This is a genomic window from Alteromonas salexigens (genome assembly GCF_025628895.1).
Classification (GTDB): domain Bacteria; phylum Pseudomonadota; class Gammaproteobacteria; order Enterobacterales; family Alteromonadaceae; genus Alteromonas; species Alteromonas salexigens.
In genome coordinates this window covers 274,481-293,865 of record NZ_JAOTJC010000012.1, presented here as the reverse complement: position 1 = coordinate 293,865, position 19,385 = coordinate 274,481, and the positions used below count along the sequence as shown (strand labels likewise).

Genomic DNA, 19,385 nt, shown 5'->3' with positions numbered 1-19,385 from the left:
CTACCAACCTTTACTCGCTGATACAATAGTAAAGGAAGGTTAAAAACTTCGCCGTATTGAAAGTGATGATAACGTATGAACAAAGCCAGATTTCGCGCAGCTAACCACGGTTGGTCGCTAGTGGAACTAATGATAGCTCTCGCCATTGTAGGAATTCTGGGAGCTATTGCAGTCCCCAGTTACCTGGAAAATATTCGCGAGTCGCGACGCATGGAAGCAAAAAATGAACTACTTCAATTGAAGTTAAGACAGGAAAGTTATCGCCTGGACAATAACGCCTATGCCACTTCCGCCCAACTTGGAATGCCCGCATCTGATTATTACACGTTCAGTGTCACGGGGGCTTCGGCCACCCAGTTTTCATTAGTAGCCACCGCTAAAAACGAGCAGGTTAAAGACGTAAATTGCAAGGTACTTACTATCGACCAGTCTTCTAATAAGACGCCTGCTGCGTGTTGGTAAGCTGATTTATGTCTGCGCATTAAAAAACCGAGGGTTCGTCCTCGGTTTTTTCATCATCTCAGCAAGACTACATCAGCCTACCTGACGAATACGCAGTTCTTTCGGTACCGCAAACTCAATGTTTTCTTCCCGGCCCGGACGTTCTGAGGCTTTCACGGCGCCCCACTCCAGCAGCCTGTCAATCACGCCTTTTACCAGCACTTCTGGCGCGGAAGCGCCCGCGGTTACACCTACATGCTCAACACCTTCCAGCCAGGATTGCTGAATACAGTTCGCATCGGCTATCAGGTACGCCCGGGCGCCGACTTTCTCAGCCAGCTCCCGCAGGCGGTTAGAATTGGAGCTGTTCTGCGCGCCAACCACCAGCAGTACTTCACAATCGCTGGCCAGTTCGCGCACCGCATCCTGACGGTTTTGCGTAGCGTAACAAATATCATCTTTACGCGGCCCTTCAATGGCCGGGAAGCGCTCTCGCAGGGCATCAATAACACCGGCAGTATCATCCACGGACAGGGTCGTCTGACTACAATAATACAACCGCTGTGAATTCTTAACTTCCAGTTTGGCCACATCGTCTACCGACTCCACCAGATAGATGCCCCCTTCCGGATTACTGTACTGGCCCATGGTGCCTTCTACCTCCGGGTGGCCGGCATGGCCGATGAGTACGCATTCAGTACCGGTTTTACTGGCCCGGGTCACTTCCATATGCACTTTTGTTACCAGTGGGCAGGTCGCATCAAACACTTTCAATCCGCGCTCAGCGGCTTCATTGCGTACAGCCTGGGAAACGCCGTGGGCAGAGAAAATCACAATGCAGTCGTCTGGCACTTCGTCCAGTTCATCCACAAACAGCGCGCCGCGTTTTTTCAGGCCCTCTACGACAAAGCGGTTATGTACCACCTCGTGGCGCACATAGATGGGTGGCTCAAACATTTCCAGAGCCCGCTCCACTATCGTAATAGCTCTGTCTACGCCGGCACAAAAACCCCGCGGGTTAGCCAGATGGATCTGCATATCGTGCTCCTCAGAGTTCGTCTAACGCTGACGAACTTCTATAATTTCTACGTCAAAAATAACGGTTTGCCCGGCCAGTGGATGATTAAAATCCACCGTCACAGACGTGCCCGCCACACTGCGGATAATGCCGGGAATTTCTGTACCGTTCGGTTGCGCGAACGCCAGTATAGCGCCTTCCTGGACATCAATGTCAGCACCAAAACGGCTTCTGTCCATGTAGTGAATCTGATTCGGATCAGGCTGGCCGAAAGCGTCTTCAGGCGCCAGTGTAAACGACTTTTTATCGCCTGCTTTTAAACCTGATAAACACGCTTCAAAATTCGGTGTCAGGCTACCGTCTCCTATGACCATCTTAGCAGGCTTATTGTTCACCCGGGTGCTGTCTGCGGCTGAGCCGTCTTCCAGTTTCAGGTCAAAGTGCAAAATCACTTCACAGTTTTCGCCAATGGCAAGTGCCTCGGTCATAATCGCTCTCTCTACTTCTTCTCGACAGAACTGTCTGCCACATTGTCGTTGTCTTGTTCCCGGTTAATAAACATATCCAGGATCAACAGTGCCGCACCGATGAAAATTACGCTGTCCGCAATATTGAAAGCCGGCCATGACCAGTTGCCCACGTAAAAATCCAGAAAATCGATTACGTAGCCATGCACAATGCGATCATACACATTGCCCAGTGCCCCGCCCAAGATAAAGGCGAAAGCCACCGGCAGCAGACGCTGCTCTTTCGGCGTCTGGCGCAACCACCACAGGATCATGGCACTCACCACCAGCGCGATAGCGGTGAAAAACCACCGTTGCCAGCCGCCCGCCGAGTGCAGGAAACTAAACGCCGCGCCGTAGTTGTGTACGTAGGTAATGTTAAAAAACGGCAACACCTGTACCGAGTCGTAAAGCGCCATGGCATCCATGACGGCATATTTCGACCATTGATCCAACACAAATCCAACCACGCTTATCCATAAGAAGCGCAAGCCGGTAGTGCGAAATAAATTAGGCATAGTGACGGTCTTCCCCTTCGCCATCGACGTTAGTCACGCAACGCGAACACAATTCTGGATGGCTGCTGTCGCTGCCTACATCGGTTCTTACGTGCCAGCAACGGGCGCACTTTTCACCATCACTTTTAGCCACTTCAACCCATAGCCCGTCAACATCGGTGGCGTTAGCTGCATCAGACTTCGCTGCTTCAGGCTTCAGGTTTACCGCTGACGTAATCAGCACAAAACGCAGCTCGTCTTCCAGCTTTTGCAGATCACTGAGTAAGTTATCGTTAGCGTACAGCGTGATAGTGGCTTCCAGAGAACCGCCAAGACGACCGTCTTTCCGGGCCTGTTCCATTGCCTGGTTGGCGGCATCTTTTACCTTCATGACCGTCTGCCAGTAACTGTTATCGAAGGTGCTGTCAGCGGTAAAATCCTGCAAACCGTCATACCAGGTTTCGGTAAATACGTATTCGCCGCGCTCGCCAGGAATTTCCTGCCAGATTTCCTGCGCGGTAAAGCTGGTAATGGGCGCCATCCAGCGCACCAGCCCTTCGACGATATGAAACAGGGCGGTCTGGCACGAGCGACGGGCGTTACTGTCTTGCTTGGCGGTATACTGACGATCCTTGATGATATCCAGGTAGAATGAGCCCAGCTCAATTGAGCAGAAATGCATTAGCTTCTGCGTTACCACCAGCAGGTCATACTTTTCGTATGCGTTGATCAGCTCATCCTGCAGCGCTTTTGCACGGGCCACGATCCAGCGATCCAGCGCCACCATCTCGTCGGGCTGCACAGCGTCAGCCGGCGTGAAACCGTTGAGGTTGGCCAGCAGGAAGCGGGCCGTGTTGCGCAGACGGCGATAGCTGTCGGCGGCACGTTTCAGTATTTCATCCGACACCGCAATTTCACCGCGATAGTCGGTAGAGGCCACCCACAAGCGCAGGATATCGGCACCCAGTTTATTGGTTACCTGCTGCGGAGCGACCACATTGCCTAATGACTTAGACATTTTCTTGCCATGGGCGTCTACGGTAAAGCCGTGGGTCAGTACTTCTTTGTAGGGCGCGTGACCATACATGGCCGTCGAGGTCATTAACGATGACATGAACCAGCCGCGGTGCTGATCGGAGCCTTCCAGATAGAGATCGGCGGAAGCAGGAATATCGTCGCGGCGATCAACGACAAAATAGTGGGTAACGCCGGAATCAAACCAGACATCCAGTGTATCCAGTACTTTGTCGTAATTAGCCACCTCGTCACCCAGCAACTCAGCATCGTCAAGATCCCACCACGCCTGAATGCCGGCGTGTTCGACCTTTTCCGCTACCTTTTCAATCAGAGACGAGGAAGCCGGGTGCAGCTCACCGGTCTGCTTGTGTACATACAAGGGGATGGGCACACCCCAGGTACGCTGACGGGAGATACACCAGTCCGGACGTCCCTCGACCATTTTCTCGATGCGGTTTTGTCCCCACTCCGGGATCCATTTGGTTTGCTTGATTTGCTCAAGTGATTCAGCCCGTAACCCTTTGTTGTCCATGCTCACAAACCATTGCGGTGTGGCGCGGAAGATAATTGGGGTTTTATGGCGCCAGCAATGCGGGTAACTGTGTTCGTATTTCACGTTCAGCAGCAGGTTGCCCCGCTCCGCCACGGTTTCGACAATGGCATCGTTAGCCTTAAATACAAACTGCCCCGCGAACAGCGGCGTGTTATCCAGATAAACACCGTTGTTGCCCACCGGGTTATACACTTCGATGTTATAGCGTTTGCCAACATTAAAGTCGTCCACACCGTGGGCCGGTGCGGTGTGAACACAGCCAGTACCGGATTCGGTGGTTACATGGTCACCGAGCACTAACGGCACGGTGATATCCAGGAACGGATGATTCACCCGCAGGGTGTCCAGTGACTCACCAATACAGGAGGCCACTTCACGGAAATCTTCTACACCATACCGGCTCATGCAGCTTTCCAGCAGATCCTGCGCGACCACAATCCACTCTTTCGACGGTTGTAATTCTACCAGTGAATACGTAAGTTCAGGATGCAGACTGATGGCACGGTTGGCCGGCAACGTCCATGGCGTGGTGGTCCAGATTGCTACGCCAGCTTTGTGTGCTATCAGGTCGTCGGCAGCCACACCAAATGCGGCGGCAATGGCATCGGTATCCGCCAGTGGGAATTTTACGTCAATAGCCGGTGAGACTTTATCTTTGTACTCGACTTCTGCTTCAGCCAGCGCTGAACCACAATCGGTACACCAGTGGACAGGTTTAAAGCCTTTCTCAAGGTGGCCTGAGTCAACGATTTTACCCAGCGCCCGGATGATGTCAGCCTCTGACTGATAATCCATTGTTTTATACGGATTATCCCACTCACCGAAGATCCCCAGCCGCTTGAAGTCCGCTTTCTGGCCATCAATTTGTTTGTCGGCATACTCCCGGCACTTTTGACGAAACTCAGCTGCAGTGACTTTGTTACCCGGCTTACCGACTTTCTTCTCAACCATCAGCTCAATGGGCAGCCCGTGACAATCCCAGCCAGGCACATACGGGGCATCAAAGTCAGACAAGGTTTTTGACTTTACAATAATGTCTTTGAGGATCTTGTTCACCGCGTGACCGATATGAATATCGCCGTTCGCATACGGAGGGCCATCATGCAGAATAAACGGCTTTTTACCGGCTTTGGCTGCACGGATTTTTTCGTACAGGCCGTCTTTGCTCCACGCTTTAAGCATATCTGGCTCACGCTTGGCCAGGTTGCCACGCATTGGAAATGGCGTTTCAGGAAGATTCAGTGTGGCTTTGTAATCACTCATAAACTTGGTATACCCATTTACTCTTCGCGCTGTATCAGCGCGTGCTGACCAGCATTATTCTGTTATTGCTGAGAACCTGTCACAGCGCAGAGTTGGCTTGTAAAAAAAGACGCGCTTGCTCGGCGTCCCGTTGAATTTGCTGTTTTAACGCACCGAATGAAGCGAACTTCACTTCGTCGCGCAATTTCTTATGTGGCACTACATCAATGGATTCACCGTACAGCGACCTGTCGAAATCGAATAAGTGCACTTCGAGCTGACTTCGCTGGCCGTCCACAGTGGGCCGGGTGCCAATATTAGCCACCCCGTGATACGTATTGTTATCGATGGCGACGGTGACGGCAAACACCCCTGCTAGCGGCGCTTTGCACCTTTTAAGCAGCACATTGGCGGTGGGAAATCCAATGGTACGTCCCTTTTTCTCGCCGTGCACAACCCGCCCACGGATAGAAAACGGCCGACCCAGCATATCACGGGCGCGACGAAAGTTACCCATCGCCAGTGCCTCGCGGATGGCGGTCGAGCTGATGCGGCAGTCGTCCATGCGAAAGCTCTGCGTGCTGACCACTTCAAAGCCGTATTTTTTACCGGCTTCGGTCAACATGGCAAAGTCCCCTTCCCGACCACGGCCAAACCGAAAATCGTCACCGACCACCAGGTATTTCACGCCCAGTTGATCTACCAGGAGATCATGCACAAAGGTGTCTGCACTTTGACTGGCGAACGCGCGGTTAAACTTTACCGCCAGTAACCGATCCACCTGCTGCGCTTTGAGCAGCAGGTATTTTTCACGTAACGGGCTTAACCTGGCAGGCGCCGTAGCCGGACTGAACACTTCTTCCGGCTGCGGTTCAAAGACCATCACTGTCGCTGGCAGCCCCAACGCGCGCGCTTTTTCATTCACGTTTTTCAAGACAGCCTGATGACCCAGATGCACACCATCAAATTTACCGATAGTGAGCACACTGCCGCTGTGATGTGGACGGATGTTTTGAAGCCCGCGGATAAATTCCACTGTGTAATGCTACCCTTGATTCACTTGCGCTTGCCTAACAAAGCCCGCGATTATAAACGACCCGCACCGGAATACCAATGATCTGTTATCCGCCGGTAGCACGGAAATGTCGTGGGCGTGCGCCAATGAGCACCATAGCACTACCGAAGACCGCAACGGCCAGCGCAATCGTCGTCGCCACCTGTTCAATTTGAGCCAGTAATGACAATGTATAAAAGGCATCGCCGCGGTCCCGGTACAGAATAACTGCGGCCATGGCGATACAGGCCACTAATACCCTAATCAAAAACCACACGGTGTCATTACTCATGCGAAAGACATGCTGACGGTGCAGGGTAAAATACAATAAGCCGGCGTTTAGTGTCGCGGATAAACTGGTCGCAATAGCCAGCCCGATGTAGCCATACGGGATGGCAAAGATCAGGTTAAACACCATATTTGCGACCATGCACCAAATGCCGAACTTGACCGGGGTTTTCGTGTCCTGACGGGAGTAGAACCCCGGTGCCAGCACTTTCACCAGCATAAAACTGAGCAGGCCAAAGGAATAGGCAGTGAGTGAGTAGGACGCCATCCGGGCGGTTTCCGCGGTAAATGCGCCGCGCTGAAATATCACTGTCAGGATGGGTTCGGCCATGGTTCCCAGCCCTACCGCGGCAGGGACACCCAGCACACACACCATGCGGACAGCCCAGTCCATATTGTCTGAAAACGCGTGCGGATCTTTGGCGACATGATTACGGGACAACGTTGGCAAAATAACGGTGGCGATAGCAATACCGAATAATCCCAGCGGGAACTCCAGCAGCCGGTCGGAGTAGTACAACCAGCTGATGGAGCCTGTCATTAAGAAACTGGCGATAAATGTATCAAACAGCAGGTTAATTTGTCCCACCGAGACCCCAAACAACGCCGGGATCATCAGCGTACGCACTTTCACTACGTTGGGAGCGTGCCAGCCCCATCTGGGCTTCACCAGCAGCCCGGCACGGTATAAAAAGGGCAACTGAAACACTAACTGCACGATGCCCCCGACAAATACCCCCCAGGCCAGGGCAAAGGCAGGTTGCGCCATATCAGGTGCCAGCAGCACCGCAAACAAAATGATGCACACATTTAGCAATACCGGCGTAAACGCCGCTACCGCGAACTTGTTAAGCGTATTGAGGATGGCGCCTGCCAGCCCGGTAAGAGAAATGAATGCCAGATAGGGAAAGGTTATTTTCAGCATGGTGGAGGCCAGCTCAAACTTTTCCCCGGCCGGATCGCCCTGCCACCAGGACAGAAACCACCCGGTACCAAACAAGGCTGCCAACACGGGGGAAGCGATAACCCCAAGTAGTGATACCACAAACACGATAGCACCCAGCGTGCCAGAAACCTTGGCGACAAATTCCCGTAGCTGCTGCCGGTCGTCCTGCTGATGAACTTCTGTTAATACCGGAATAAACGCCTGTGCAAAAGCCCCTTCAGCGAACAGCCGACGTAAAAAGTTAGGAATTTTATTGGCAAAAAAGAAAACATCCGCCGCCGCGCCGTCGCCCATCAGGCGTGCCACAACCACATCCCGTGCCAGGCCCAGCACACGCGACATCAACGTCATGAGGCTGACCACCAGCCCCGATCTTATTAACTTCCCTGACACAATTGCCCTTACTTGTCTTCAGACAATGCCAAAACCTGCACTATCGAGTGGGATGAGGAAATTGCCGGGCCGTATCCAGGACACCTGAGATTAGGGATCCACCTGCTCCAGCAACGAGAGGGATAATTTAACAAAATCTGACGAAGTCACAATGCCTGTAAGCGCACCGGCCTCGTTTATCACCGGCAAACACCCGTGTTTATTGTGGAGAAACCCGGAGGCCACCGATTTAACCGGCTCATTTTCGTTTACTTGCCTGAAATCTACTACCGCCACCTCCATCACGTTGGTCGCCGCTTCCCGCTCATTTATCGCGCCAGCACCATAGAGGTTTAGCAAGCTGAGGATTTTTGCTACCATAGTGCGTTGCGTTACCACGCCGCGTAACTGGCCGCTTTCCCGGTCAATTACAGGCAAGTGACGAATACCTAGTTTACGGGTGAGATCGTGTGCAGTTTTCAGTGTGTCCTGTGTAGTAAGGGTAGTAACAGGTGAACTCATAATATCGGCAATGGTAATCATACCAGGCTCCTTGCAAAGGCGTAGCCAGCAGGTCTGTTTAGTAATAATAGACGCTGTGTGCAGCCCTGCAGTGGATGCTGAATGATAACGAAGTCGCTATCAGTGAAAAATCAGCTTATTCTTGCAAAACTGTTTGACAAATCGCCGTTGACTCTGCATACTCCGCACCCTCGTTTTTGACATGAATTTATTTTGGGAGTTACACCTTGGCTAACATTAAGTCTGCTAAGAAACGTGCAATTCAAGCCGAAAAGCGTCGTCAGCATAATGCCAGCCGCCGCTCCATGACTCGTACAAGCATCAAAAAAGTAGTAGCGGCTATCGCTAAAGGCGATAAAGAAGGCGCGCAAGCTGCATTCTCTTCTGCTGCTCCGATTCTTGACAGAATGGCAACCAAAGGTTTGATTCACAAGAACAAAGCTGCTCGTCATAAGAGCCGTTTAGCTGCGCAAATCAAAGCGCTTGGCTAATCGGTTTGACCGAGCAGAAAAAAGCACCTTCGGGTGCTTTTTTTATGTCTGGAATTTGGGATGCGCAATACTGTGATGTATCGCTGATATCGCTCAGCTAAAAGCGCGATTGGGGGTTATCACATAATACGATGAATTGGGTTGGGTTGCTTCATCTGGCAGGTTCGCTCTGATGTCGTTGTTAATAGAACGGATATCCTCATCAGCGGGAGCCAGGCGCGCGCAGTAGCCACCACAAGGGCGTGCTACGGCCGGTTAATTGCATAGTGCTACGTTAGTTCTGCGAGGGATCTTTCCGAGGGGCCTCAAAAGTCATCGTGGATATCAACAATCTCATGGGTGGCCTCTACCAACCGCACGAATTTATCTTCCAGCTGAATAGTCAGCAAACCCAGTGCAGGGTCTCGATAAACTATCTCAGACGCTTCAAAAACCCGGTGGTGTAAAATACCACCCACCTGCAACTGCTGTTGCCAGCCTGACGGCAGACGCTTTTTAGTTTCGGTGACCGACGGGATAATTTCAACCGGACCATGGCCACGGTCGGCTGCGTTCGAAGATGAGAAAAATAACGCACTGACACAGAAAACAATTACACGGTACCGCATGTTCTGACTCCAAAATAACAACACTTGATGCAACCTGCCGAGCCGCCAGAGAAATCTCTGCGCAAGCCGACTTACCGTGTCCGGCATGGTTGCCCGTGACTGGTGCCGTTTGAACTGCAATTACTGTTCCGCCCCGTGAAACTTAAATTAAAATTCATATTTTCAGTAACTTAAAATTAAACTATGTTAACGTGGTGGAATACCCACGGGGAGCAGCCGTGTAAAAGTTGCCAATTGCTTACAGTTTTTATATACCTGAATAATAAAAGAAGCGGCCGCTATGCCAGCTCTTCTCAGCCATTAAAGGACGGACGCGATGCTGAAAATCATTGTTCTTATTCCGCTTATTCTCAGCGCCCTGTGGTTAGGATATTTGAAATCTAATGGTTACTCACTGGCGCAGGGTAAACAGGGGTTCACTTATATCCTGATTATCTCGCTGGTGATCGCCGGGTTTTATACGTTAATGCTTTACCTCACCCACCTCTGAAAGGCCTGACCAACAGAAGCTCAGTAAAGACTATCTGGCTGCAATATCCGCGAACAAACAGACACAAAAAAGCCGGCGCTGATGGCCGGCTTTTGTATATCTGGGAAACGTAAGTGGTTACAGGTTAGGATTCACTGTTACTTCCGCTTCTTCCCGCAGTGCGTCTACGTACGTCTGATACATAGTCTGGCTATGTAGCTGTGCCAGCTGCTGACTCAGCGACTCACGGGCTTCCTCAGGCAGCTCAGCGCCCTTGTTGACGTCCAGAAGCTGAACGATACCCACATCACCTGACGCCAATGCGGTCACCTCCAGATTTTCGCCCTCAGCCGGCGACAACCGGAACAGGGTGTCTACCAGCGCACGGGCCAGGTCACCGCCATTCCGGCTCACAGCTTCGTGAGCGCGCCACTCAAGGCCATATTCGTTAAGCTTAGCTGTCACATCTTCGCCATTGCGCAATGCTTCCACCACCTCTTGTGCCCACTGCTCTGCTTTAGACTGAGCTTTTTCAGCACGCAAGGTAGCAACGATGCTTTCAGATACTTCTTCAAGCGCCTGAGTACGCTGTGGCTCGTGGCCGGCTACCCGCATTACGGCCACTCTGGTAGGGCTAAGCTCAATAATATCGCTGTTCACCCGATCTTCAATCAGCTCCGCCGAGAAAGCAATATCCACTGCATTGGCTGAATCAAGTGGTGCCGGTGCGGTATTGCGGGTATAAAAACCCGTTTCCTGTACGTCAACGTTGGCAACCCCGGCTACGTCCTGCAATGTATCGGGCATTTCGAAGGCAACCTCCGCCATGCGATTCTGAAGCTCGTAGAAGCGCTCCATGGCTTTGTCAGTGGCCAGCGTATCGCGAATTTCCTGTTTCACATCTGCCAGCGCTGTAACCTGTTCTTCTTTGATGTCTGTCAGCTTGATGATATGAAAACCAAACTCGCCTTCAACGACATCGGAATAGTCACCGACGTTTTCCAGCGCGAACGCAGCTTCGTCAAATGCAGGATCCATCATCTCAGCAGTAATGAAATCCAGGTCACCGCCATTCTCGGCAGAAAACGTATCATCAGAGTGCTCTTCTGCCAGATCCGCAAAATCTGCACCGTCTTTCAGCTGCGCCAGTAAAGCTTCAGCACGCTCACGAGCGGCTTGCTCGTCGTCGCCTGGCTCAATCAGAATATGTGACACGCGACGCTCTTCTTCCGTCATGTATGCGCCCATATTATTTTCATAATAGCTGGCAACTTCGTCTTCGGTCACTGTCACGTCGTCTTTCAGGCTATCGGCATCCAGTACCACGTAGGCTGCCTGAATACGCTCTTCGGTGTCGAAGGCGCTGATATTTTCGTTGTAGTAAGCCTGCACGTCTTCATCCGACACGGTCACAGACTCTGCGAACGGCTCCGCACTCACCAGTACAGTTTTCGCATCGCGGGTTTGCTGTTGTAAGGCATTAGCGCGTTGAATTTCACTGGGTAGCGCGAATTCTGAGTTTGTCAGCGCGGCCGCTAGTTGCGACTGCGTCATTTGCGTACGCAGATAATCGCGGAAATCCGCCGGCTGGTAACCGTTCTGGCTCAGGATGGCTTTAAACCGTTCGTTGTCAAACTGCCCGTTATATTGAAACTCTGGCATGGTAACGATGGTTTCGCGAATTTGTTCATCGCTTACCCGCAACCCAAGCTCAGTCGCTTTTTGCTGCACCAGCTTTTCGGCAATCAGGCGATCCAGCACATTGCGGCGGAAATCCTGCAGATAATTTTCATTGGCAAACAGATTCGCAATACTTTCGCCGTACTGTGACTCCATGCGACCACGTTGGTTCTGGTAGGCGCGCTCAAGCTCCTGTGCTGTGATTTCCTCGCCGTTAACGGTGGCTGCTGCCGTACTACCTGATGAAGTCAGGTAACTGCCGACACCGGCAAAGACGAAACTCAGAACAATGAGGCCGATGACGATCATCGCCCAAGGGCCTTGAGAACCTTCTCTGATTCTTTCTAGCATGATTTACTTTCAACTCCGTTGCTTACTACCCTTGCCTGCCACCGTATTAACGTATTGCGCATGGGGGCCGACAAAATAAGCGGTGATTATAGCGTAATCCCTGACCTGAACGCGACACTTTTGCTCGCACAGCGGCGTTTTCACTCAGTGGGAATTTAGTTTGCACAAATAAAAAAGGCGATGGATATACCATCGCCTTTTCGTGGTGTTTCTAATGCTTAGTTACAAGCGTCTTTCAGAGCTTTACCAGCTTTGAAAGAAGGAACTTTCGCTGCAGAAATCTGAATAGTCTCACCAGTCTGTGGGTTGCGACCGCTGCGAGCTGAACGCTCACGAACTGCAAATGTACCGAAACCTACCAGTGCAACTTGATCGCCATCTTTAAGCGCTGCAGTTACTGAGTCAGTGAATGCATCCAAAGCGCGGCCAGCTGCTGCTTTAGAAATATCTGCGCCAGCAGCAATTTGGTCGATGAGTTGAGACTTGTTCACAATTATGATCCCCTTCGATTGTTATTATATGGTTGTCCGAAACACATTATCATTCATGTTTGCTTGGACGTTATAACAAGCTTGAAAGTTAACATCAAGCTAGATGTAACAAATAATTAACTTTTAATGAATCGCTGCATCCCTTTAGTGACAAGGCTTCAAGCGAGTACTCAGTAAAGGTAACACAACTTCCTGGTCTTGAAAGCCCTAATTTTAAAAAATTCAGCGAATCCGCGCGTATATGTATATTTTTTACGCAAAAACTAATAAAAAAAGGCTGCAGCCCTTATAAAACAGGTGCTGCAGCCTTACTGATGATTACTTGGCAGACACTACCTTAAAGGATTCCACCGGTTCCTGCAGAGCGATGTCTAACACATCGTCTATCCACTGTACCGGATGAATATCCAGGTCTTTTTTGACGTTATCCGGAATTTCTTCCAGATCGCGTTCGTTGTCTTTTGGAATCACCACGGTCTTAATACCTCCCCGGTGGGCGGCCAGCAGTTTTTCCTTCAGACCGCCAATGGCAAGGACCTCACCACGCAGGGTGATCTCGCCGGTCATGGCCACTTCACACTTCACCGGGTTGCCCGTTAGCGAAGACACCAGGGCAGTACACATGGCAATACCCGCGCTGGGGCCGTCTTTTGGCGTGGCACCTTCAGGCACGTGGACGTGAATGTCACGCTTCTCGTAGAAGTCATCGTTGATACGCAGTTTATCTGCGCGGCTACGCACTACCGTCATGGCCGCTTTGATCGACTCCTGCATCACGTCGCCAAGTGACCCGGTGGACGTCATTTTGCCTTTACCCGGTACGGCTGTCGTTTCGATAGTCAGTAAGTCTCCGCCTACCTGCGTCCAGGCCAGGCCTGTGACCTGTCCAATCTGGTTTTCCTTGTCGGCTTTGCCGTAATCGAAGCGCTGCACGCCCAGGAAATCTTTCAGGTTATCCTGCGACACAACCACGGTATCTTTGTTTTTGTTCAACAGGATGTCTTTAACCGCTTTACGGCATACCTTGGAAATTTCCCGCTCTAAGTTCCGGACGCCCGCTTCACGGGTGTAGTACCGAATAATACCAATGATGGCCGACTCGGTGATGTCCAGTTCTTTCTTTTTGAGGCCGTTGCGTTCCATCTGTTTGTTGATCAGGTGGCGGGTGGCAATGTTCAGCTTTTCGTCTTCGGTGTAACCCGACAGCCTGATCACTTCCATCCGATCCAGCAATGGCCCGGGAATATTCATGCTGTTTGACGTCGCTACGAACATCACATCCGACAGGTCGTAATCGACTTCAAGATAGTGGTCGCTGAAGCTGTTATTTTGCTCCGGGTCGAGCACTTCCAGCAGTGCCGATGATGGGTCGCCCCGCATGTCCGCAGACATCTTGTCTATTTCATCCAGCAAAAATAACGGGTTCTTCACACCCACCTTAGACATTTTCTGAATGAGCTTGCCCGGTAGCGAGCCGATATAAGTACGACGGTGACCACGAATTTCAGCTTCATCCCGTACACCACCTAACGCCATGCGCACGTATTTACGCCCGGTGGCTTTGGCAATTGACTGCCCAAGCGAGGTTTTACCTACCCCTGGTGGCCCGACTAAGCACAGAATAGGGCCTTTGAGTTTCTTCACCCGCTGTTGTACAGCCAGATATTCAACGATGCGCTCTTTGACTTTCTCAAGCCCATAGTGATCGGCATCCAACACCTGTTCGGCCCGTGACAAATCTTTCTTCACCGGGCTACGCTTATTCCACGGCACTGAGGTCAGCCACTCAATGTAGCTGCGCACCACCGTGGCCTCGGCGGACATGGGGGACATCATTTTCAGTTTCTGTAACTCTGCCCGTGCCTTTTCTTCGGCTTCTTTAGGCATCTTCGCGTCGTCGATTTTTTTCCCCAACGCTTCAAATTCGTCCGGCGCATCGTCCAGCTCACCCAGTTCTTTCTGGATGGCTTTCATCTGTTCATTCAGATAGTACTCACGCTGGCTTTTTTCCATCTGCTTTTTCACGCGGGTACGAATTTTCTTTTCTACCTGCAACAGATCGATTTCACCTTCCATCAGAGCCATCAAATATTCCAGGCGTTCATTCACGCCTTTCATTTCCAGCACTTTTTGCTTTTCAGTGAGCTTAAGTGGCATGTGCGCGGCCATTGTGTCGGCTAAACGTGCGGCGTCATCGATGCCATTCAGCGAGGTCAGCACCTCAGGTGGGATCTTTTTGTTTAGCTTAACGTAGCCTTCAAACTGTGACACAGCTGAGCGGATCAGCACTTCCTGCTCACTTTCCGGGATAGCTTCATCTGCTATCCGGTCTACCTGGGCGGTAAAATACGGTTCAGACTGGGTGTACTCAGTGATTTCGCCACGCACATTACCCTCTACCAGCACTTTGACGGTACCGTCAGGCAATTTAAGTAACTGAAGGATGGTGGCAATGGTGCCCACACCATAAATATCATCAGACTCAGGCTCATCAACACCGGCGTCTTTCTGGGCAGCCAAAAATATCTGCTTGTCGTTCTCCATTGCTGCCTCAAGGCAGCGAATAGACTTGTCTCGTCCTACAAACAAGGGTATGACCATGTGCGGGTACACTACCACGTCCCGTAACGCGAGTACGGGAATTTCAATGCGATTATCGCGCTCGTCTGTCATACGTGCTCTCTATCTTATTTTCAATGTCGATTTATATGGGGATGCGATAACAAAGTTCAATCTGCTTTTTGATTGATTGGCTATCTATCCATGATTGCGCATGCCAGATTTCACCATTATCGATTTTTACCGTAATGGCAACCCTTAATTCAGGGTGAACAATAATTCTGGCACTCAGCGGTGTTTGGTTGCAGATGGATAGGATGGCGGGCATAAAAAAAGGCCCGCAGGCCTTTTTTTTATTCTGACGCGGCTTTTTTGTCCGCGTTGTCGTATATCAGGATAGGTTTTGATTCCCCTCTGATTACGGTTTCATCTATCACTACCTTGCTGACGTTATCCATTGAGGGTAAGTCATACATGGTGTCCAGTAACACAGCTTCCACAATTGACCGCAGGCCACGGGCACCGGTTTTGCGCTGCATGGCTTTCTTGGCTATCGCGTAAAGCGCATCGTCACGGAACTCCAGCTCGGTGTCTTCCAGCGCAAACAACGCTCCGTATTGCTTGGTAATAGCGTTCTTCGGTTCGCGCAGAATTTGAATAAGCGCGTCTTCGCTCAGCTCTTCTAAGCTGGTGACCACCGGCAGACGACCAATGAACTCAGGAATTAACCCGTACTTCACCAAATCTTCCGGTTCGACCTGCTTAAACAGCTCGCTAACCTGCTTCTCATCTTCTTTCGACTTCACCTTAGCACCGAAACCGATACCACTGCCAGTCTGCGCACGTTGCTGAATGACCTTATCCAGCCCGGCGAACGCCCCGCCACAGATAAACAGAATCTTCGAGGTATCTACCTGCAAAAATTCCTGTTGCGGGTGCTTACGGCCGCCTTGTGGCGGAACCGAGGCTACTGTGCCTTCGATGAGTTTCAGAAGGGCCTGCTGGACACCTTCGCCCGACACATCCCGGGTAATTGACGGGTTGTCGGACTTACGTGAAATTTTGTCAATTTCATCGATGTACACAATACCACGCTGCGCTTTTTCCACATCGTAGTCGCATTTCTGCAATAGCTTCTGGATGATGTTCTCTACATCCTCACCCACATAACCCGCTTCGGTTAATGTAGTGGCATCAGCCATTGTGAAAGGTACATCCAGCAGCCGTGCCAGCGTCTCAGCCAGCAGGGTTTTACCGCTACCCGTAGGACCGATCAGCAGAATATTACTTTTGCCGAGCTCAACGCCCTCATGGACATCGCCACTGCGTAACCGCTTGTAGTGGTTGTACACCGCCACTGACAACACCTTTTTGGCATGTTCCTGACCAATGACATAATCATTCAGGTGTTCATGGATCTCGTGAGGTTTGGGAAGTGCATCCTGTTTTTGTTTAGGTGCAATTTCCTTAATTTCTTCACGAATGATGTCGTTGCAAAGCTCTACGCACTCGTCGCATATAAATACCGACGGGCCGGCGATCAGCTTTCTCACTTCGTGTTGGCTTTTGCCACAAAACGAGCAGTACAGTAATTTGTTATCACCGTCACCGTTCTGTTTATCACTCATTATGTTTGCCTCTGCCTTACCTGAATTGAATTGATTTCGCGTGCCGTAGCACGCGGTCAGGTGTTCTTATAACTATACTACTTAGTTGTGGCTGCGTCAGATCGATTTGTCAGAACCTGATCTATCAGGCCATATTCTTTAGCTTCTGTGGCTGACAAAAAGTTATCGCGATCAGTATCGCGGGCAACCGTTTCGTAATCCTGTCCGGTGTGCTGCGACAACAGACGGTTCAGTTTTTCTTTAATGGATAAAATTTCTTTGGCGTGGATTTCAAAATCTGACGCCTGGCCCTGGAAGCCGCCCAGTGGCTGGTGAATCATCACCCGCGAGTTAGGCAGGCAATAGCGCTTACCTTTCGCGCCGCCAGACAGCAGGAATGCGCCCATGCTTGCTGCCTGTCCCACACATACTGTGCTGACGTCTGGCTTAATAAAATTCATCGTGTCATAAATGGCCATGCCGGCAGTTACCGAGCCACCTGGAGAATTAATGTACAGGAAAATATCTTTTTCTGGATTTTCAGCTTCCAGAAACAGCATTTGGGCGACAATCAGGTTAGCCATGTGGTCTTCCACTTGTCCAACCAGAAAGATCACGTTTTCTTTCAGAAGACGTGAGTAAATATCATAAGAACGCTCACCTTTAGAGGTCTGTTCAACGACCATGGGAACGAGTGCATTCATTGGATCAAACGGGGTATTAGTCATAGCTACCTTGAATTCTTAGCGTTAAAAACAAAAATGCTCGGAAGGCTCCGAGCATTTAAGCAGTTGCTGACAGGTTAAGTCAATCAGACAGTAACAAATTACGCCTGTTTGTTCATTACCTCGTCAAACTCTTTAGTGACTTCGTTGACCTTAGCCTGGTCTAGAACCCACTCGATCGCCTGCTCCTCCAGGGCAACATTCTGCATTTGTTGCATCAGTTCCTGGTTGTTCTTGTAGTAGTCGATCACTTCCTGAGGATCTTCATAGGCAGAAGCCTGTGTTTCGATCATCTCGTTTACTTTCGCTTCGTCAGCTTTCAGCTCGTTCTGCTTGATGATTTCACCTAACAGCAGACCAATTGATACGCGACGCTTGGCGTTATCGGTAAACAGCTCAGCTGGCAGTTCTGGCATATTCTGGCCTCCGCCCTGCTGGCTGAAGCGTTGTTTCGCTTGCTCGCGCAGTGCATTAACTTCCTGCTCGATCAGTGCTTCAGGGATGTCGATTTCGTTCGCTTCTACCAGCTTGGCGATAACATCTTCTTTAACCTGAGTCTTCAGAGTCTGATCCAGTTCACGCTGCATGTTCTTGCGAACTTCAGCTTTAAGCGCTTCAACGCCGCCTTCTTCCACACCGAACAGCGTGGCAAACTCATCATCAACTTTAGGCAGTTGCTGACCTTCTACTTTCTTCACAGTCACCTGGAAGACCGCGTCTTTCCCTTTCAGGGCTTCTGCGTGGTAGTCTTCAGGGAAAGTAACTTCTACTGTCACTTCTTCACCGGCTTTGGCACCAACGATTGGCTTTTCAAAGCCTTCGATCATGCGGCCTTTACCCAGCTCCAGCGTGAAGTCTTCAGCTTTACCGCCTTCGAACTCTTCGCCGTCGATAGTGCCTACGAAATCAATCACAACGCGATCATCTTTCTTCGCTTTGCGTTTCACTTCTTTCCAGGTCGCGTGTTGCTTCTGAAGCGTTTCCATCATGTTATCAAGGTCTTCATCCTTGATTTCCACTACTGGCTTCTCTACTTCGATATCGCTAACGCCTTTCACTTCTACTTCTGGGTAGATTTCGAATGATGCAACGAATTCCAGATCCTGACCGTCTTTGTCGTTGGTCAGTTCAAATTTTGGCATACCCGCTGGTTGCAGTTTTTCCTGCATCACCGCCTGGTAGAAATTCTGCTGCATAACATCACCAGCCACTTCCTGACGAACCGCCTGACCGTAGCGCTTTTTAATTACGCTTACTGGTACCTTACCTGGACGGAAGCCATTGATACGCTGTGTTTTCGCCAGTTGCTGTAGGCGAGATTTAACTGCTGAATCAACGGAGTCAGCTGGAACGGTGATAGTAAGACGGCGTTCTAAACCCTGGGTCGTCTCGACTGAAACTTGCATTCTGTTACCTCAACTTTACGTCTCTACAGACGCTTTGTGCTCATTCCCCTCTCCCGTCTGCCGTTAGGCATATCACACCGGGGTAGAGGTCGATATCTCGCGCTTACAACCGATTTAGTGGTCTGAACCAACTGCTTCGGTTTAACGCATTGGTTAAAAAAAGACGCGGTAGTATACAGTCAGCACACTGGAGAGTCGAGAGTAAAAGCGCATTTCGAAGCGATTTGGGTGGATTTTGTTTATCAGATGGCATTATGCCAAAACGTGATCCGTAAAATTAGTGCAGAACGATGCTGATGAACATCATTGCCGTAACAGAGGTAATTTAAAACAGGGCTGAAGAACTTCAAAAGATGGTCGGTGAGACAGGATTTGAACCTGCGACCCCTTGGACCCAAACCAAGTGCGCTACCAAGCTGCGCCACTCACCGATATATTACTTAGGGATTTTAATGGTGCGGAAGGAGAGACTTGAACTCTCACGCCGTGAAGCACTGGAACCTAAATCCAGCGTGTCTACCAATTCCACCACTTCCGCAGAA

The 19,385-nt window shown here is 50.6% G+C and carries 17 protein-coding genes and 2 tRNA genes; 3 read left to right on the top strand and 16 right to left on the bottom strand.

The features are described from left to right. The first annotated feature begins 75 nt into the window (after positions 1 to 75). Positions 76 to 462 (top strand): type IV pilin protein, encoded by a 387-nt coding sequence (locus tag OCL06_RS14115; RefSeq protein WP_262995650.1) that lies wholly within the window; start codon positions 76 to 78, stop codon positions 460 to 462. Positions 463 to 534: 72 nt separating this feature from the next. On the opposite strand, the gene ispH is transcribed toward OCL06_RS14115, so the two are convergent. From ispH to OCL06_RS14080, 7 genes are all read right to left on the bottom strand, one after another. Beyond that, on the bottom strand, positions 535 to 1,479 hold the full coding sequence (ispH, locus tag OCL06_RS14110; protein ID WP_262995648.1) for a 4-hydroxy-3-methylbut-2-enyl diphosphate reductase: 945 nt from the start codon (positions 1,477 to 1,479) through the stop codon (positions 535 to 537). A 21-nt stretch (positions 1,480 to 1,500) separates the two neighbouring features. Then, positions 1,501 to 1,947, bottom strand: coding sequence for an FKBP-type peptidyl-prolyl cis-trans isomerase (fkpB, locus tag OCL06_RS14105; RefSeq protein ID WP_262995647.1), 447 nt, complete (start codon positions 1,945 to 1,947; stop codon positions 1,501 to 1,503). 11 nt (positions 1,948 to 1,958) lie between these two features. Beyond that, positions 1,959 to 2,483, bottom strand: a complete 525-nt coding sequence (gene lspA, locus OCL06_RS14100) for a signal peptidase II (RefSeq protein ID WP_262995645.1) — start codon at positions 2,481 to 2,483, stop codon at positions 1,959 to 1,961. Continuing rightward, positions 2,476 to 5,295, bottom strand: coding sequence for an isoleucine--tRNA ligase (gene ileS, locus OCL06_RS14095; protein WP_262995643.1), 2,820 nt, complete (start codon positions 5,293 to 5,295; stop codon positions 2,476 to 2,478). The genes lspA and ileS overlap by 8 nt, the downstream gene beginning before the upstream one ends. 79 nt (positions 5,296 to 5,374) lie before the next feature. After that, positions 5,375 to 6,310, bottom strand: a complete 936-nt coding sequence (ribF, locus tag OCL06_RS14090) for a bifunctional riboflavin kinase/FAD synthetase (protein WP_262995641.1) — start codon at positions 6,308 to 6,310, stop codon at positions 5,375 to 5,377. An 85-nt stretch (positions 6,311 to 6,395) separates the two neighbouring features. Beyond that, positions 6,396 to 7,955, bottom strand: coding sequence for a murein biosynthesis integral membrane protein MurJ (gene murJ / locus OCL06_RS14085; protein ID WP_262995638.1), 1,560 nt, complete (start codon positions 7,953 to 7,955; stop codon positions 6,396 to 6,398). 90 nt (positions 7,956 to 8,045) lie between these two features. Next, complete coding sequence (locus tag OCL06_RS14080) at positions 8,046 to 8,477, bottom strand: CBS domain-containing protein (RefSeq protein WP_262995636.1); 432 nt, start codon at positions 8,475 to 8,477, stop codon at positions 8,046 to 8,048. A 206-nt stretch (positions 8,478 to 8,683) separates the two neighbouring features. Here OCL06_RS14080 and rpsT point away from each other — a divergent pair, with 206 nt between their 5' ends. Next, a complete protein-coding gene (gene rpsT / locus OCL06_RS14075) occupies positions 8,684 to 8,947 on the top strand; it encodes a 30S ribosomal protein S20 (protein WP_262995634.1) in 264 nt (87 codons plus the stop codon). A 305-nt stretch (positions 8,948 to 9,252) separates the two neighbouring features. On the opposite strand, the gene OCL06_RS14070 is transcribed toward rpsT, so the two are convergent. Then, positions 9,253 to 9,555: a hypothetical protein gene (locus tag OCL06_RS14070; protein ID WP_262995632.1), complete on the bottom strand. Its 303-nt coding sequence runs from the start codon at positions 9,553 to 9,555 to the stop codon at positions 9,253 to 9,255. A gap of 316 nt (positions 9,556 to 9,871) precedes the next feature. Between OCL06_RS14070 and OCL06_RS14065 the strand changes: the two genes are divergently transcribed. Then, positions 9,872 to 10,045: a hypothetical protein gene (locus OCL06_RS14065; protein ID WP_262995630.1), complete on the top strand. Its 174-nt coding sequence runs from the start codon at positions 9,872 to 9,874 to the stop codon at positions 10,043 to 10,045. 117 nt (positions 10,046 to 10,162) lie between these two features. Here the strand turns inward: OCL06_RS14065 and OCL06_RS14060 are convergent, their stop codons facing one another. The 8 genes from OCL06_RS14060 to OCL06_RS14025 all read right to left on the bottom strand — a co-directional run bounded on the left by OCL06_RS14060 (position 10,163) and on the right by OCL06_RS14025 (position 19,381). Next, positions 10,163 to 12,055 carry a SurA N-terminal domain-containing protein gene (locus tag OCL06_RS14060; protein WP_262995628.1) on the bottom strand — a complete coding sequence of 631 codons (1,893 nt, stop codon included), beginning with the start codon at positions 12,053 to 12,055 and terminating at the stop codon, positions 10,163 to 10,165. Positions 12,056 to 12,273: 218 nt separating this feature from the next. Continuing rightward, positions 12,274 to 12,546 carry a nucleoid-associated protein HU-beta gene (gene hupB, locus OCL06_RS14055; protein WP_262995626.1) on the bottom strand — a complete coding sequence of 91 codons (273 nt, stop codon included), beginning with the start codon at positions 12,544 to 12,546 and terminating at the stop codon, positions 12,274 to 12,276. Positions 12,547 to 12,864: 318 nt separating this feature from the next. Further along, positions 12,865 to 15,219, bottom strand: coding sequence for an endopeptidase La (gene lon, locus OCL06_RS14050; protein ID WP_262995624.1), 2,355 nt, complete (start codon positions 15,217 to 15,219; stop codon positions 12,865 to 12,867). 239 nt (positions 15,220 to 15,458) lie between these two features. After that, positions 15,459 to 16,733, bottom strand: a complete 1,275-nt coding sequence (clpX, locus tag OCL06_RS14045) for an ATP-dependent protease ATP-binding subunit ClpX (protein WP_262995622.1) — start codon at positions 16,731 to 16,733, stop codon at positions 15,459 to 15,461. A gap of 77 nt (positions 16,734 to 16,810) precedes the next feature. Further along, positions 16,811 to 17,440, bottom strand: coding sequence for an ATP-dependent Clp endopeptidase proteolytic subunit ClpP (gene clpP / locus OCL06_RS14040; RefSeq protein WP_262995620.1), 630 nt, complete (start codon positions 17,438 to 17,440; stop codon positions 16,811 to 16,813). 98 nt (positions 17,441 to 17,538) lie between these two features. Then, positions 17,539 to 18,843 carry a trigger factor gene (gene tig / locus OCL06_RS14035; RefSeq protein WP_262995618.1) on the bottom strand — a complete coding sequence of 435 codons (1,305 nt, stop codon included), beginning with the start codon at positions 18,841 to 18,843 and terminating at the stop codon, positions 17,539 to 17,541. 354 nt (positions 18,844 to 19,197) lie between these two features. Further along, positions 19,198 to 19,274, bottom strand: a tRNA-Pro gene (locus OCL06_RS14030). Between the two features lie 22 nt (positions 19,275 to 19,296). Further along, positions 19,297 to 19,381, bottom strand: a tRNA-Leu gene (locus tag OCL06_RS14025). Between the last annotated feature and the right edge of the window lie 4 nt (positions 19,382 to 19,385).

What these genes read in the sequence shown, in the direction of transcription:
- lon (WP_262995624.1), bottom strand. Translation starts at nt 15,219, where the DNA reads ATGACAGACGAGCGCGATAATCGCATTGAAATTCCCGTACTCGCGTTA.
- OCL06_RS14080 (WP_262995636.1), bottom strand. Translation starts at nt 8,477, where the DNA reads ATGATTACCATTGCCGATATTATGAGTTCACCTGTTACTACCCTTACT.
- fkpB (WP_262995647.1), bottom strand. Translation starts at nt 1,947, where the DNA reads ATGACCGAGGCACTTGCCATTGGCGAAAACTGTGAAGTGATTTTGCAC.
- OCL06_RS14060 (WP_262995628.1), bottom strand. Translation starts at nt 12,055, where the DNA reads ATGCTAGAAAGAATCAGAGAAGGTTCTCAAGGCCCTTGGGCGATGATC.
- clpX (WP_262995622.1), bottom strand. Translation starts at nt 16,733, where the DNA reads ATGAGTGATAAACAGAACGGTGACGGTGATAACAAATTACTGTACTGC.
- OCL06_RS14115 (WP_262995650.1), top strand. Translation starts at nt 76, where the DNA reads ATGAACAAAGCCAGATTTCGCGCAGCTAACCACGGTTGGTCGCTAGTG.
- tig (WP_262995618.1), bottom strand. Translation starts at nt 18,843, where the DNA reads ATGCAAGTTTCAGTCGAGACGACCCAGGGTTTAGAACGCCGTCTTACT.
- OCL06_RS14065 (WP_262995630.1), top strand. Translation starts at nt 9,872, where the DNA reads ATGCTGAAAATCATTGTTCTTATTCCGCTTATTCTCAGCGCCCTGTGG.
- ispH (WP_262995648.1), bottom strand. Translation starts at nt 1,479, where the DNA reads ATGCAGATCCATCTGGCTAACCCGCGGGGTTTTTGTGCCGGCGTAGAC.
- clpP (WP_262995620.1), bottom strand. Translation starts at nt 17,440, where the DNA reads ATGACTAATACCCCGTTTGATCCAATGAATGCACTCGTTCCCATGGTC.
- ileS (WP_262995643.1), bottom strand. Translation starts at nt 5,295, where the DNA reads ATGAGTGATTACAAAGCCACACTGAATCTTCCTGAAACGCCATTTCCA.
- OCL06_RS14070 (WP_262995632.1), bottom strand. Translation starts at nt 9,555, where the DNA reads ATGCGGTACCGTGTAATTGTTTTCTGTGTCAGTGCGTTATTTTTCTCA.
- lspA (WP_262995645.1), bottom strand. Translation starts at nt 2,483, where the DNA reads ATGCCTAATTTATTTCGCACTACCGGCTTGCGCTTCTTATGGATAAGC.